The sequence below is a fragment of the Embleya sp. NPDC059237 genome (assembly GCF_042754105.1).
Taxonomy (GTDB): Bacteria; Actinomycetota; Actinomycetes; order Streptomycetales; family Streptomycetaceae; genus Embleya.
On sequence record NZ_JBHZAE010000014.1, the window covers coordinates 284873 to 301176 of the forward strand.

The 16304-nt window shown below is 72.7% G+C and carries 5 protein-coding genes and 1 riboswitch; of the genes, 2 read left to right on the forward strand and 3 right to left on the reverse strand.

The features are described from left to right. Nucleotides 1-18: 18 nt before the first annotated feature. The gene (locus ACFXKZ_RS36515; RefSeq protein ID WP_380006761.1) at nucleotides 19-291 is read right to left on the reverse strand and encodes a hypothetical protein; all 273 of its coding nucleotides are present in this window, start codon (nucleotides 289-291) and stop codon (nucleotides 19-21) included. A gap of 549 nt (nucleotides 292-840) precedes the next feature. Here ACFXKZ_RS36515 and ACFXKZ_RS36520 point away from each other — a divergent pair. Then, entirely contained in the window at nucleotides 841-11256 is a 10416-nt protein-coding gene (locus ACFXKZ_RS36520) for an amino acid adenylation domain-containing protein (protein WP_380006764.1), read from the forward strand. Beyond that, the gene (locus tag ACFXKZ_RS36525) at nucleotides 11253-11480 is read left to right on the forward strand and encodes an MbtH family protein (RefSeq protein WP_380006767.1); all 228 of its coding nucleotides are present in this window, start codon (nucleotides 11253-11255) and stop codon (nucleotides 11478-11480) included. The genes ACFXKZ_RS36520 and ACFXKZ_RS36525 overlap by 4 nt, the downstream gene beginning before the upstream one ends. A 122-nt stretch (nucleotides 11481-11602) precedes the next feature. Here the strand turns inward: ACFXKZ_RS36525 and ACFXKZ_RS36530 are convergent, their stop codons facing one another. Then, complete coding sequence (locus tag ACFXKZ_RS36530) at nucleotides 11603-13252, reverse strand: alpha/beta hydrolase (RefSeq protein WP_380006769.1); 1650 nt, start codon at nucleotides 13250-13252, stop codon at nucleotides 11603-11605. Between the two features lie 119 nt (nucleotides 13253-13371). Then, the gene (locus tag ACFXKZ_RS36535) at nucleotides 13372-15966 is read right to left on the reverse strand and encodes a hypothetical protein (protein ID WP_380006773.1); all 2595 of its coding nucleotides are present in this window, start codon (nucleotides 15964-15966) and stop codon (nucleotides 13372-13374) included. A gap of 123 nt (nucleotides 15967-16089) precedes the next feature. After that, nucleotides 16090-16303, forward strand: a riboswitch (cobalamin riboswitch). Nucleotide 16304 lies beyond the last annotated feature (1 nt).

A 16304-nucleotide genomic window follows, 5' to 3' on the forward strand; every position in this document is an offset into this window, starting at 1 on the left:
GTCCACGTCCTCGCGGCGCTACGGACGGGTGCTCCGGACGATGTCCTTGTACGCGGCGGGAACGAGCCTGTCGTAGCCCGGGCCGTCGACCCGGTAGGCGGGAAGGCCGGGCGCGGCCGGCACGGGGAAGCCGCGGCCCTCGTTGTCCAGGACGGTGCTGCCGACCCTGCCCGCCGCGACCCGGTCCGCAGCCTGATGCCGCCGTCCGAGCGTGTCCGGAGCTTCACCGGATGGGTCCGGCACACTGTGCGCGGCGAACAGGCACGGTGTGCTGTAGATCGCGATGTCCACGTGCAGTTCGGTCGGTTCGGAACTCGCCGTTCGGATCCTGGAACGGCCTCTTGGCAAGGCCGACCGCGGTTCACCCGACGAAGCCGCCCCGTGGGGGTGCAGTTGTCGGCCGGTGTGACGAGTTCGCGCTTCGGACCCGATGCTTGTCCCTGGCGACGATCGGTCGGGTCCCCGACGACACCGATCCGAGGACCGTGCGGACCTCCCTCCAGCCGGGGTCTGCCGGGACGTTTTCGCAGCCCGCCGAGCGGTCCAGTGGCGTTCACTCTTTCGTGTTGTGTGGTGTTTTGTTCTTGCCCATTCGACTAACCGAATGGTTGATTTTTCGTATGTTCGGAGAAATGCCGCGTCGAGTCGGCGATCGACGCGAAGGCATGCTCGGCGGCCCCGGGCCGGGCCCCGCCACGCGAACAGCGAACCCGGCGACCGCTGTTCCGGTGCCCGCCCACGCCCCTTCGGAAGTGACCGCCCGGGCGGTGCCGTACCGGCCGACCCGGTGTCCGTGGTCCCTCATCCGCCGCCCGAACCATCCCCTCCCGGAGGTTTCCGTTGTCCAGTCCCGGCGCCACGACCGCCTCCAGTCCCGACCCGGCGCCTGGTTCGAGCCCCGACGAGGGCCGCGCGGAGGACGCCTTGCGCACGTTGCCGCTGACGTCCGCGCAACGGGAGTTCTGGCTCGCGGAGCAGCGTTGCCCGGGTAAGGGCGCGGCCTACCGCGTCGCGGAGTGCGTGGAGATCCACGGCCCGGTGGACGCCGCGCTGTTCGAGGCCGCGCTGCGCCAAGCCGTGTCGGAGGCCGAGGCCCTGGGCGTGCGCGTCGTCGAAGGCGGCGACGGCCCGATGCAGGTCGTGGACACGGACCGGCAGTGGTCGCTTCCGCACGTGGACGTCGGCGGTGAAGCCTGCCCGGAGGCGGCGGTACGGGCGTGGGTTGCGGCGGACATGGACACCCCCATGGACCTCTCCCGTGGCCCGCTGTTCCGGTTCGCGTTGTTCCGGTTGGGAACGGACCGCTGGTGGTGGTACGGCAGCGGTCACCACCTGATGACGGACGGCTTCGGCTTCGCCCTCGTCGCGCGCCGGGTCGCGCGGGTGTACACGGCCCTGGTCGCCGGAAAAGCCCCCGGGGCCTCCCCGTTCGGGTCGCCGGCGCATCTGGTGCGAGCCGACCTGGACTACCGGACCTCCGAGCAGTTCGACGCCGACCGCGCGTACTGGACGAACGTGCTCGCCGACCTGCCCGACCCCGCCCCGCTGCCCGCCCGACCGGACCTCGCGCACACCGACGACGGCGCGGAGGACGGCCAGTGGTTTCCCGGTGCCGGTCGCCGGACCCGGGCGCGCCCGATGGCATCCCCGGAGGCGTTGCGCGCGGCGAGCGAGCGGAGCGGGACACAGCGCTCGCGCTACGCCGTCGCCGCCGCGGCGGCGTACGCGCACCGGCTGACCGGCGCGCGCGACGTGCTCCTCGGCTTCGTCGTCTCCGGGCGCATGCGGCGCGACCTGCTCAACATCCCGGGCGCACTGGCCAACATCGTGCCGCTGCGCCTGCGGGTACATCCGGCCATGTCGCTGGCGGAGTTGCTCGCGAGCGTCAATGCCGCGGTGGAGCAGGCGGTGGCGCACGAGCGCTACCGCGGCGAGGACATCACCCGCGACCTCGGCCTGCCCGACCCCGTCGGCTCCCGGTTCACCATGACCGTCAACGTCATGACGTTCGGCGCCTCCCTCACGTTCGCCGGACACCGCTCCACGATGCACAACCTCTCCCGGGGAGGCGTCGCCGGCCCGACCCTGGTGGTCCTGGAACAACGCGACGGCGCCGGTATGCGATGCGAACTGCACGCCCCTGCGGACCGGTATGGCGACGCGGACCTGGTGGACCACCAGACACGGCTGCTGCGCCTGCTCGACGACATGGCCGCGGCCGATCCCGAACGGCGCGTCGGCGATCTCGAACTGCTGTCCGACGAGGAGCGCCACGAGTCGACGTCCCGCCGTGAGCCGGCGCCCACCGACGCCGTGCGAACCGTCGTGCCCGAGCTGTTCGAAGTACACGCCCGCACCGCCCCGCAGGCCGTCGCCGTGGTGTGCGGGGAAGAAACCCTGACCTACGGGCAGCTGAACGCCGAGGCGAACCGCCTCGCGCACGCCCTGATCGCCCGGGGCATCGGCCCCGAGGACATCGTCGCCCTCGTACTGCCGCGCGGCGTCGAGACGGTGACCACGATCCTCGCGGTCCTCAAGGCCGGTGCCGCGTATCTGCCCATCGAACCCGGCTGCCCCGCCGCACGACTGAGCGACACGCTCGCCGACACCGGCGCGACCCTGCTGCTCACCCACCGCGCGATCCACGCCGCGATCGACCCCGCCCCCGGCACGGATTCGCTGCTCCTGGACGCCCCCTCGACCGTGGCGCTGCTGCGCGATCTCCCCGATTTGGACCCGCTCGTCACCATCGATCCCCGGCATCCGGCCTATGTCATCCACACGTCGGGTTCGACCGGCCGGCCCAAGGGCGTGGTGGTCTCGCACCGCAACATGGTGCGGCTGTTCGCCATGACCCGGGGCCACTTGGCGTGCGGGGCCGACGACGTGTGGACGATGTTCCACTCCTATACCTTCGACGTCTCGGTCTGGGAGATCTTCGGCGCGCTGCTGCACGGCGGGCGTCTGGTCGTCGTCCCCCACGACACCACCCGCTCCCCGGAGAAGTTCCTGCGCCTGCTGGTCGACGAGCGCGTGACGGTGCTGTGCCAGACCCCGTCCGCGTTCCATCCCCTGATGCACGCCGACCGCGAAGCGCCGCAGCTCGGGCAGGCGCTCTCGCTGCGCACGGTGACCCTCGTCGGCGAGGCGCTGGATCCCGCCCGTCTGGAGGACTGGTACAGCCGCCACGGCGACGGGGCGGCGGTGCTCAACCTGTACGGCCCCACCGAGACCACGATGTACGTCACCCACGCCGCGTTCGACCGGGCCACCGCCGCAGCGGCGGGAGCCAGCGTGATCGGCACCGTCCTGCCCGACGTGCGCGCCTTCGTCCTCGACACCGCCCTGCGACCGGTACCCCCGGGAGTGCCCGGCGAGTTGTACCTCGCCGGCGAGGGACTGGCCCGCGGCTACCTCAACCGGCCCGGCCTTACCGCCGAACGTTTCGTCGCCTGCCCGTACACGACCCCGGGCGAGCGGATGTACCGCACCGGGGACCTGGTGCACCGGCGTGCCGACGGCGCGCTGGTCTACCTCGGCCGCGCCGACCGGCAGATCAAGATCCGCGGCTTCCGGATCGAACCCGGCGAGGTGGAAACCGTCCTGGCGGGCCATCCGTCGGTGGCCCGGGTCGCGGTCGTCGCGCGGGGAGACCGGCCCGGGGACCGGCGCCTGGTCGCCTACATCGTTCCCGGCCCCAGTGGCGCGACGGCCGCGGAACTGCGCGAGCACGCGCGGCGGCACCTGCCCGACCACATGGTCCCGTCGGTGTTCGTGACGCTGGACGCGCTTCCCCTGACGGTGAACGGCAAGCTGGACACGGCCGCGCTCCCGGCTCCCGAGCAGCTCCCCGGCGAGGCGGGTCGGGCCGCGCGTACCCCCCACGAACAGGTCCTGGGCGAGTTGTTCGCCGAGATCCTCGACCTGCCCCGGGTCGGCGCCGACGATTCCTTCTTCGACCTCGGCGGACACTCCCTGCTCGCCACCCGCCTCATCTCCCGCCTGCGCGCGGTGCTGGGCATCGAGGTGGGGATCCGCACCCTGTTCGAGGCACCCACCCCGGCCGCTCTGGCCGTCCGGCTCGACCCCGCGGGACGCACCCGGCCCGTGCTGCGCCCACGGCACCGACCGACGCCGCTGCCGCTGTCCCACGCCCAGCGCCGGCTGTGGTTCCTCCACCGCATGCACGGCCCCACGGCCACCTACAACATGGCCCTCGCACTGCATCTGTCCGGGGAACTCGACGCGGCGGCACTGGAACAGGCCCTGGTGGACGTGGCCCTGCGGCAGGAGAGCCTGCGCACCGTCTTCCCCGTGTTCGAGGACGGACTGCCCTGTCAGCGGGTTTTGGACGAGACGCAAATCCGTCGGCACCTGGCCCTGCCCGTGACGGTGGTCGACGAACGGGAACTCGCCGACCGGTCGGCGTCGGCGGCGCGTCGCGGTTTCGACCTGACGATCGAACCCCCGGTGCGTGCCGAACTGTTCGCCCTGACCCCCGACGAGCACGTGCTGTCGCTGGTGGTACACCACATCGCCGGCGACGGCTGGTCGATCGGCCCGCTGGCACGGGACCTGTCGACGGCCTACCGCGCACGGTGCGGCGGCGAGGCGCCCGGCTGGACACCGCTGCCGGTGCAGTACGCCGACTACACCCTGTGGCAGCGCGACCTCCTGGGGGATCCGGCGGATCCCGAAAGCCCGGCCGCGCGCCAACTCGCCTACTGGAGAGGAGCGCTGGCCGGCCTGCCCGAGCAACTCGCGCTGCCCACCGACCGACCCCGGCCCGCGGTGGCCACCCACCGCGGCGCCACCGTCGACCTCACGCTGGGCGCCGACCTCCACGCCGCCCTGCTCGATCTCGCCCGGGCCCGCGGAGCCAGTCTGCACATGGTCCTGCAGGCGGGGCTCGCCGCCCTGTTCACCCGCCTCGGCGCCGGACACGACATCCCCATCGGCACCCCGATCGCCGGCCGCACCGACGAGGCCCTCGACGACCTCGTCGGATTCTTCGTCAACACGCTGGTCCTGCGCACCGACACCGGCGGCGACCCGTCCTTCGCCGAACTCCTCACCCGTGTCCGCGACACCAACCTGGCCGCCTACGCACACCAGGATCTGCCCTTCGAACGCCTGGTGGAAGAGCTGAGCCCGACCCGCTCACTCGCGCACCACCCCCTGTTCCAGGTGATGCTCGCCCTGCAGAACACCCCCGACGCCACAATCGAGTTGCCCGGCCTGCGAGTGAGCGGGCAACCGACACCCACCGGCACCGCGCGTGTGGACCTGACCCTCGACCTCACCGAACGGCACACCCCCGACGGCGCCCCGAACGGGATCGTGGGCACCGCCGAATACGCCACCGACGTGTTCGACGGCGCCGGCATCGAGACGCTGACAAACCGGTGGACCCGCCTGCTGGCGTCGGTGGCGGCCGACCCGGACCGGCCGATCGGCCGGGCGGAGATCATGTCGACGCACGAACGCCGACGAGTGCTTCCGGAGTTCGACCGGGCCGCCCCCGCGACTCCGTGGCGGTCGGTGCCGGAGCTGTTCGCGGCACGGGTGGCACGGACACCGGACGCGGTCGCGCTGATCGCCGGCGAAAGCCGGCCGAGCCATCGGGAGCTGAACGCCCGAGCGAACCGGCTCGCACACGCCCTGATCGCCCGCGGCATCGGCCCCGAGGACGTCGTCGCCCTCGTGCTGCCCCGCTCGATCGACCTCGTGGTCGCGATCCTGGGCACGCTCAAGGCGGGCGCGGCCTTCCTGCCCGTCGATCCCGACCGCCCGACCGCCGAGGTCCGGGCGATGCTCGACGGCGCCTGCCCCGCTCTCGTCCTCGACGACCCGGACCAGGTCCCCGCCCCGGGGGAGGAACGCCCGGACACCGACCCGGGCATCGCCGTCGACCCCCGGCACGGCGCCTGCGTCCTGTACGCCTTCGGCGACCCCGGCCGCCCCGGGGGAGTGACCGTCACGCACGCCGGCATCGCCCACATGGCCGCCGTCCAGGCCGAAACGCTCGGGCTCGGCACGGGCAGCCGCGTGTTGCTCTCCCGCGCCGTCGACGTGCTGGTCCGGGACGTGTGCGCGGCCCTGGCGGCCGGTGCCGCGCTGGTGATCGACCCGGAGGCCGACGCGCCGTCGGCGCTCGTCGAAGCGTCATGCGCCGTCGCCGACCCGCCGAACACGCCGGCCGAACCGCTGTCGCGGCCGACGCACACCACCGTGCCGCCGTCCGCGATCGACGGCCCCGTGGCCCGGCTGGTCGTGGCCGGCGAGGCACGCCCGGGGGACCGGTGGGCGCCCGGGCGGCGCGTGATCCACGCCTACGGTGCGCCCGAGACCACCGCGTGGGCGACGATGAGCGCCCCGCTCGCCCCCACCGGGCCGGTGGCGCCGATCGGCCTCGGCCGGCCCGTGGCGGGCATGCGGGCCTACGTGCTGGACGACGCCCTGCGGCCGGTACCGCCGGGCGTGACGGGGGAGTTGTACCTCGCCGGGGCGGGACTGGCTCGCGGCTACCGGGGCCTGCCCGGCGCCACCGCCGAACGGTTCGTCGCGTGCCCGTGGGGCCCGCCGGGCGAACGTATGTACCGCACCGGCGACCTCGCGACATGGCGCTCGGACGAGGACGGGCTGGACTTTCGCGGTCGCGCCGACGACCGGGTCGAGTTCCGCGGTGTCCCGATCGACCCGGGCAGGATCGAAACCGTCCTGGCGGCCCACCCGGACGTGGATCGGGCCGCCGTCGTCGTCCGCGACGATCGGCACGGCGGCGCGCACCTGGTCGCGTACCTGATCCCCGCCACCGGCCGCACCGCCTCCGCCGCAGAGTTGACGGCGTACGCACGACAACACCTGGCCGAAGGCGTGATCCCCTCGACGTTCACGAGCGTGGACGCCCTGCCCCTCACCGCGCACGGCACCCTCGACCGCCGTGCGCTCCCCGCCCCCGAACACCGCCCCGCCGACGAACACCCGCGAGCGCCCCGCACCCCGCAGGAACGTCTGCTGTGCGAACTGTTCGCCGAAACCCTCGACCTCGCGCACGTGTCCCCCGACGACAACTTCTTCGACCTCGGCGGCCACTCCCTCCTGGCGACCCGACTCACCTCCCGCATCCGCGCCGCCCTCGACACCGACGTGGAACTGCGCACACTCTTCGAGGCCCCCACCCCGGCCGACCTGGCGGGGCGACTGCACGGCGCAAGCCCCGTCCGGCGTCCCGCCCTGGGCCGCCGGGAACGCCCCCGGAACCTGCCGCTGTCCTTCGCCCAGCGCCGGTTGTGGTTCCTCTACCGTCTCGAAGGCCCCAGCCCCACCTACAACATCCCCTTCGCGGTGCGCCTGACCGGCCGCCTGGACCGACCGGCCCTGCACGCCGCGCTCGCCGACGTCGCGGTCCGACACGAGAGCCTGCGTACGATCTTTCCCGCGTCGGGAGACGGGCAGCCCCAGCAGCAGGTGCTGGACCCGGCGTGCATCCGCCGATCCCTGCGCCTGCCCGTCACCCGACTCGACGAGAGCGAACTGCGCGGGCGGCTCGTTGCCGCCGCCCGATACTGCTTCGACCTCGCCGTCGAACCGCCGCTGCGCGCGGAGCTGTTCATCGTCGGCCCGGATGAGCATGTGCTATTGCTGCTCGTACACCACATCGCGGGCGACGGCTGGTCGACGGGCCCGCTCGCGCGCGACCTCACCCACGCCTACACCGCGCGGGCCCGCGACGAGGAACCCGCATGGGACCCGCTGCCGGTCCAATACGCCGACTACACCCTGTGGCAACGCGACCTGCTCGGCGACCCGACCCGCCCCGGCAGTCTCGCCGCCCGTCAACTCGCCCACTGGAAACACGCCCTGCACGGCCTGCCCGATCAGCTGCCACTACCGTGCGACCGCCCCCGCCCCGCGACCGCCACCCACAGGGGCGAGCACCTCGCCGTCGCGCTCGACGCCGAGCTGCACGCGGCCCTGACCGAGTTGGGCAGACGCCACGGCGCGAGCCTGTTCATGGTCCTGCACGCCGGGCTCGCCGCCCTGTTCACCCGGCTGGGCGCGGGCACCGACATCCCGATCGGCAGTCCCATCGCCGGACGCACCGACCAGGCCCTCGACGACCTCGTCGGATTCTTCGTCAACACCCTCGTCCTGCGCGCCGACACCTCCGGCGATCCCACCTTCGCCGAACTCCTGGTCCGCGTCCGCGACAACGCCCTGGCCGCCTACGCCCACCAGGACCTGCCGTTCGAACAACTGGTGGAAGAACTCAACCCCGCCCGGTCGTTGTCCCGGCACCCGCTGTTCCAGGTGATGCTCGGCCTCCACCCCGCCCCGGCGCAGGACCTCGCGCTCCCGGGACTGCACAGCACCGCCGTGCCCCTGGGCACCGAAACCGCCCGGGTCGACCTCGCGTTCGTGCTGGAGGAGCGGTACAGCCCGCACGCCGGCCCCGCCGGGGTGAGCGGCCTGATCGAGTACGCCACCGACCTCTTCGACCGGTCCACGATCGAGGTACTGACCACACGATGGATCCGCCTGTTGCGGGCCGCCGCCACCCACCCCGACACACCCGTCGGCCGCATCGACCTGCTCTCCTTGATCGAACGGCGCACGCTGCGCTCCGGCACCGACCGGCCCGAGACGCTCGACGCTCCCGTGCCGTGGGCCGCGCTGCCCGACCTGTTCGCCGAGCGGGTGCGGGCCGCCCCGGACGCGCCGGCCGTGATCGCCGACGCCACGACCGTGACCTACCGCGAACTGGACGAGCGCGCGAACCGGCTCGCACACGCCCTCGTCGACCGGGGCGTACGACCCGAGCACACGGTGGCGGTCCTGCTGGAACGCTCCCTCGACCTGGTCGCGGCCCTGCTGGCGATCGTCAAGGCCGGGGCCGCGTACGTGCCGCTGGACCCGCGGTTCCCCTCCTCCCGCATCGACCTGATCATGCGCCACACCGACGCGTCGCTGCTGCTGACCCCCGAAACGCTGGCCACGCTCGACCGACACCACCACGGCGCCGCCGCCCCGGACATCGTCTGCCACCCCCGCCAACTCGCCTACGTGATGTTCACCTCCGGGTCGACCGGTGAACCCAAGGGCATCGCCGTGACCCACCACGACGTGGCCGCGCTGGCACTGGCCCCCACGTGGCGCGGCGGCGCCCACGAGCGTGTCCTGGCCCACTCGCCCACCGCGTTCGACGCCTCCACCTACGAACTGTGGACACCCCTGCTCAACGGCGGCGCCGTCGTCCCGGCCCCACCCGGCCCCCTCGATCCCGACGCGCTCCACCGCGTCCTGGATCGCCACGCGGTGACCGCCGTGTTCCTCACCTGCGGACTCTTCCACCTGATCGCGGAGCAACAACCGCACTGCCTGGCAGGTGTGCGCGAGGTGTGGACCGGCGGCGACGTGGTCTCCCCCTCCGCGGTCGCCCGAGTGCGGCAGGCATGTCCCGGCACGGAGGTGGTGCACGTCTACGGCCCCACCGAGACGACGACGTTCGCCACCCACCACCGGGTCGGCCCCGCGGTCGCCACCGATCGTTCGCTGCCGCTGGGCCGGCCCATGCCGGGGATGCGGGCCTGGGTCCTGGGCCCCGCGCTCGACCCGTTGCCGCCCGGCACGACGGGCGAGTTGTACCTGGCCGGCCCAGGTGTCGCCCGCGGCTACCTCAACCGGCCGGCCACGACCGCCGAGCGGTTCGTGGCGTGCCCGTTCGGCCCGCCCGGGGAACGGATGTACCGCACCGGCGACCTCGCCCGCCTGCGCGCCGACGGCACGGGCCTGGAGTTCGCCGGTCGGGTCGACCAGCAGGTCAAGATCCGCGGTTTCCGCATCGAGCCCGGCGAGATCGAAGCCGTCCTCACCGCGCACCCGGCAGTGGCCCAGGCCGCGGTCGTCGTCCGCGAGAGGCGCCACGGCGACAAACACCTCACCGCCCACCTCGTCCCCACCCCCGGCGAGCCCGCCGCGACTCCCGCGCAACTGCGCGCGTACAGCCGACAACACCTGCCCGACTACATGGTCCCCTCGGCGTTCGTCCTCCTCGAGAGCATGCCGCTGACCCCCAACGGCAAGCCCGACCGCACCGCGCTACCCGACCCCGAACATCGACCGAACACCGGGGACGACAGCCACACGACCCCACGAACCCCGCACGAACGTGTCCTCACCGAACTGTTCGCCGAGGTGTTGGACCTGCCCGCCGTCGGGGCCGACGACTCCTTCTTCGACCTCGGCGGCCACTCCCTCCTCGCCACCCGCCTCATCTCCCGGATCCGCGACGTCCTGGGCATCGACATCGCACTCGGCTCCCTCTTCGAGACACCCACCCCCGCCGGCCTGGCCGCGCGATCGGGGACGGATCGACCCGGTGGCGCCCTGGAGGTGGTACTGCCGCTGCGCCCGCACGGAACCCGGCCCCCGCTGTGGTGCGTGCATCCCGCGGGCGGTATCGGCTGGTCCTACGGCGGGCTGTTGCGCCACCTGCCCCCGCATCAACCCGTGTACGCCCTCCAGGCCCGCGCCCTGAGCCGGTCCGCACCGGCGCCCGCTTCGATCGAGGAGATGGCCGCCGACTACCTGGAGGAGATCCGCAGGATCCAGCCGCGGGGCCCCTACCGGCTGCTCGGCTGGTCCGCCGGCGGACTGATCGCGCACGCCATGGCCACCGAACTGGCCGCGCGCGGCGAACACACGGCGCTGCTGGCCGTGCTCGACGCCTACCCCCTGCACACGATCTCCCCCCACCCGTCGACCCGGCGCGGGGGAGCGGAGCACCTGGCCCTCGTGCTCGATTGCGACCCGGACGCCTTCGCCCCACACCGGATCACCTACGACGCGCTCGCCCGGGTGCTGCGCGAACGAGAACACATCCTGGCCGCCCTGCGACCGCGTCAACTCGCGACGGTCGCGGCCGTACTGGATCACAATGCGGCGGCGGCCCACGCGTTCACCCCCGGCGTCTTCGACGGCGACATGCTGCTGTTCAAGGCGTGCGCCGACCGCGACCCACACACGCCCGAACCCGCGTCCTGGGACCCGCACGTCGGCGGCCGCATCGAGGTTCACGAGATCCCGGCGCGACACAACGCCCTGACGCATCCGGACGCTCTCGCCCGGATCGGCCCCACCCTCGCGGCCCACCTCGACCGGATCAGCGCGTCCGACTCGACAAAGGGCCCCGGCACCCCTCACCCCGCAGCCGGTCCGGCCGGACCGCCGACCCTCCTCAGGGAGCCGACATGAGCCACCCGACCAACCCCTTCGAGGACAACGACGCCACCTACCTGGTCCTGGTCAACGACGAGAACCAGCACTCCCTGTGGCCCGCGACCCTCGACGTACCCGCCGGCTGGACGGTGACCCACCCCGAGGCCGACCGGCAAACCTGTCTCGACCACGTCGAACACACCTGGACCGACATGCGCCCACGGACCCTGATCGACGCCATGAACGCCCGGGAGCGATAACCGGCGGCACACACGACCTCGGGGCGAGGATTTCGGTAGCGATTCGAACCGGCTCCAAAGGTCGTTCGTGATCCTCGCCCCCGGGTCGGCGGCGTCGCGTGCCCACAGGCAACGGTCGGCGGCTACTTGCCGTCGGTGCACCGCGTGCCGGCGGCCGGCAGCCTGCCCTCGATGATGTAGGCGGCCACCGCCGCATCGACGCACCTGCTGCGGCCGAACGCGCCGTGGCCCTCGCCCTGGAGGGTCAGCAGGCTCGCGTGCGCGAGGTCCTTGGCCAGCTTCTCGGATGCCGCGTACGGCGTGGCCGGGTCACCGGTCGTGCCCACCACCAGGACGGGCGCAGCGCCTTCGGCCCGGATCACGTGCGGTTGCTCGGGAGTCTTGTACGGCCAGAACTCGCAGCCGGGACCCTCGATGTCCGATGCGACGGCGTCCTTGGACAGCAACGGGGCATCCGCCTTGAGCTTCGCCAGGACCTGTTGGATCCGTTCGGGAGAGGGCGCCGGGGCGGCGCCGTCGGCGCAGCGTATCGCCGAGCGCGAGTCCGAGCTGTTGTCGTAGTGGCCCTTCTCGTCCCGGCCGAGGTAGTTGTCCGCGTAGAACAGCAGGTGGCTGCCGTCCTTGTTGTTCATCGCCAGGGCGAGAGCTTCCCGCAGGTACTTCCACGCGGTTTCCTTGTCGCCGTACAGCAGACTGTTGGTGCCGGTCCAGCCGAGGGAGGAGGTCAGCTTGCGGCCGTCGTAGGCGGTGCGCAGCGGCTTGTCCTGCAACGCGTCGAGGAAGGTCGCGCCGATCTCGGCGGCCTTGGCCGGGTCGCCGCCGAGCGGACAGCCCGCCCGGGCCGCGCAGTCGGCGGCGAACGCACGGAACGAGCGCTCGAAGCCGATGGTCTGGTCGATGCTCGCGTCGAGCTTGTCGGCCGCGGGGTCCACCACCGCGTCCAGGACCATGTGGCCGGCGCGGTCGGGGAACTCGTCCAGATACATGGTCCCGAGGTAGGTGCCGTACGACACGCCCAGGTAGTCGAGTTTGTCGTCACCGACCGCGGCGCGCAGGACGTCCATGTCCCGAGCCGCGTTGCGCGTGCCCACGAACGGCAACAACTCGCCGGACTCGGCCTGGCACGCGGCGGAGAACTCCTTGCCGCTGCGCTCGCCATCCGCCTTGCGTTCGACCGGATCGCGGGGCGAGTCCCGGGCGTTGCGCTCGTCCCGGGCCTTGTCGCCCAGGCACCGTACGGGCGCGCTGTCGGCCACACCGCGCGGGTCGAAGCCGAGGATGTCGTAGCGGTCGTGCAGAGGGCCGTCGAAGTCGGCGAACCCGTACTTGACGAAGTCCTGGCCCGAGCCCCCGGGTCCGCCGGGATTCAACACGAGGGAGCCGATCCGCCGATCGGGCTTGGCGGCCGGGTGTTGCATGACGGCGATGTCCAGCGACCTGCCGCCGGGAGCGGTGTAATCCAGCGGCACCTTGAAGGTCCCGCACCGGAATTCCCTCTCGTCCTTCTTCTTCGTCTTCGGGTCGTCCGTGCACGCCTTCCACGAAATCTTCTGTTCGTAGAAGGCGCGCAGCGCCGGGTCGGCCGCTCCCTTGGGCTTCGGCGGCGGGGTGGCCGCGGCCGTTCCGGTCGTCACCTGCGTGGGAACCGGCTTGCCGGCGGCGGCGTTCGACGCGCTGTCACCGGAGCCCCCGGTACACCCGGCGGCCAACAACAGCGCCACGGTCACGGGTATGGAACGACGGAAGGACGCCGCCTGAAAAGGAGTGATCACGCGCCAAGGACTATCAGTCGCCGATCCCGCACGGCACACCACTATCCCCGCCACCCGGCAACGGCACCGCCCAGACCGGATATTCCACGCACCGCACCCGCCGGCCGACGCACGTCCCGTCAGCGGAGGACGGCGGCCGCGGTGGCGAGGAGTTCCGGAAGGGTGCCGGTGAACTCGGGGACGAGTCGGAGCAGCACCGCCCAGTGCCCGGGGTCGGCGGTGTCGAGGCCGGCCTCGTCGACCAGGCGCGCGAACTCCTCGGTGAACGCCGAGAGCGTGTCCCCGAGGAAGGCCAGGACATGGGAGGCGGGGGCGTTCGCGGTGAGGAGATCGGCCGGGAGCAGGTGGCCTGCCGCCAGGTCGGCCGGCCACCGGTCGAGGTCGCGCGCGCCGTCCGCGATGCCGAACCGGACCAGGTAGGCCGTCAGGAGGTGCGGCGGACAGTCGGGGTGCGCGGCCAAGGCGGCCAACGACTCCTTCGAGAGCGGCTGTTTCTCGTCGGCGACGATCAGTCGGGCCCAGGGGACGGCCACGTCGTACTCGTCCTCGAAGTGCTCCAGCCGCTCCTGGATCCTGCCGCCGCGCAGGAGGTGTTCGGCGGCGGCGTCCGGAGTCCGGGCGGCGGCAAGGGTCTCGCGGATGGACGCCGATCCGGCCTCGGGCGCCGCGAGTGCGGTACGGAGCAGGTGGTGTGTCGTCGCCGGAAAGGGGTGCTTGGCGGCGGGGCGGCGGCCGGGAAAATGGGTCTCGGCGAGCAAGGCGGACACCGCGTCGGGGCCATGGCGTTCCCACAACGCGACCGCGACCCGCAGCCGGCCCACTTCGGTGTGCAGGCGCATGCGGCCCAGCATCACCCGGACGAGCACCGGATCGCCCGAGTCGATGGCGGCGAGCAGCCAGTGGCGGCGAGTGGATGGGCTGGTGCGGGCGAGCAGGTCCCCCAGGGCCGGGCTGATCGGGATGCGCCGGTGCCCGCCGGCGCGCGGTCGCCCCGCGCAGATGCGAATGCGTTCATGTCGTGCGATGCCGCCGAAGTCGTAGAGGTTCGCGTTGACTTCCGGGTCGTCGAGATCGAGCAGCCCCTCCACCACATCGGCCGGCATGTCCCAGCGTGAGGCGCACGCGACGGCGGCTTCGACGCCGCGTACGGCGTACACGTGCGCGCGGACCGCCGCGGAGAGCGGGTGGAAGACGCTCAGGTGTTGGATGGCACGCAGGTCGAGTGCGGGGATCACGGCGCACTGCACGTGGTCGGGCGCGGCGGCGAGGAGGGTGTAGAGGTGCTTGCGCGCGCCCTCGGGCGCCTCGGCGGGGAAGCGCGCGGCCAGGCCGCGAGTCCACGTGACCGGGGTGCCCTTCGCGCGCTCGCCGGCGGCGTGGGCCACCGCGGCGGAGACGAGTTCGTGGCAGGTGCCGCGGAATCGGGGAAGCAGCTTGTGCAGCGAGATCCACGCCTCGGGGTCGTCGCCGAGCGGTTCGATCAGCCGGGCGACGGACGGGGCCAGCGCGTCGGGTACCGGGCCGCGATAGCTGCGGACAAAGGCGCGGTCGTCGTCGTCATCATCGACGTCGGCGTGGTCCGATGGGTCGCCGACGGCGGAGTCCGCGCGGCGGGGACACAGGTTGCCGAGCGCGGCCACGACCGCGCCCGCGGGGGTGACGGCGCGAAGAACCTCGTCGAAGGGGAACCGATCGTTCTCGATCCCCCAGGCGAGCAGGTAGGCCAGTTGATGGTCGTTGTCGGGGGTTTCCGGGGCCAGTAGGGCGGCGAACGGTACCGGGCCCACGCGCTGTTCGAAGTGCGTGCGCGTGCCGAACGTCGACGCGACGCCGGCGCGAACGGTCGCGAAGACGAGCCGTTCGGGGCAGCCGTCGTGCCGTGTCAGCTCGATCCGGGCATCGGTGTCGTAGGGCAGTCGGTCGTCCTCGCGCAGGATCGCCGCCCAGTCGACGCCGCCGGCCGGCGCGTCGGCCCGATCGTCGAGCCGGAGCCCGACCAGCCAGGCGTCGTGGTCCGCGCGCGGCCGGTCCCGGCCGTCGAGCCGCGTTCGGGCGGCGGCCAACACGGCGGTCGGGTCCTCGGCCCGGGCGGCATCCCCGAAGACCACGGCCAGGTCCGGGTGGTGCATGCCCTCGTCGTGGAACAGTTCCGCGAACCCGCGAAGTTCCGTATGCGTGTCGGCGAGCCGGGTGTGCGTGGCACAGATGCCCACGACACGCTCCACGACGACCCACGGGGGCAGATACGGGGCGAGCCGCGAGATCGCGTGTCGGACCGCGTCGGGGAAGGGCGAGCGCAGCATCGACCGCAACAACCGGGTCCCGTTGTGCTTCAGGAGCGGCACCACGAGGCGCGTGTGCCAGTCCGCCGACGCGGGGTCCGCCGCGGCCCAGACCGCTTCGTGCACGCGCGTGTCCGAGCGCCGGCTCAACAGCGCGAGGCCCACGTCCGGGTCCCCGTAGCCGGCCATCCGCACGGCCGTGTCCTCGTCCAGGTGCCGGTTGCCCGCGAGTCGCGCCATCAGGGCGTGGTCACCCGACGCGAGCACGGCCTCGATCAGCTGTGCCGGCGGGGCCACATGGTCGGCGGCGAGCGCCTCCGACACCTCGGTCCTCAGCCGCGTCGTCAACGCGACACCCGCCGCGATGGGCACGAGACGAGACGCGGCGTACAACGCCGAACGCAGCCCGGCCGAACTCTCCCACGACATCACGAACCGCAACTCCTCACCGGGACGGCCGCGTTCACCCGATGCGGCGCGGCAGCGCTCAGCGTAGGAGGTCGCTCGGACGGCGCCCCGAACCCGCGCGGCGGAGCGGGCCGACCAGGCGCGACGAGCGGTTTGGTAGCCTGTGGCCGCCGTGGTGCACGGGAAGCCGGTTCAAGCCGGCGCGGCCCTCGCCACTGTAGCCGCGGAGCCCCGCGGCCCTCGCCGACCGCCCCAAAGCGGTCGGGGTCACTGGATGGATCGGGAACGAGCCAACCGGGAAGGCCGGCCGCGGAGCGTCGATGCGGAAGCCAGGAGACCGGCCACGGCGCGACATGTTCCAC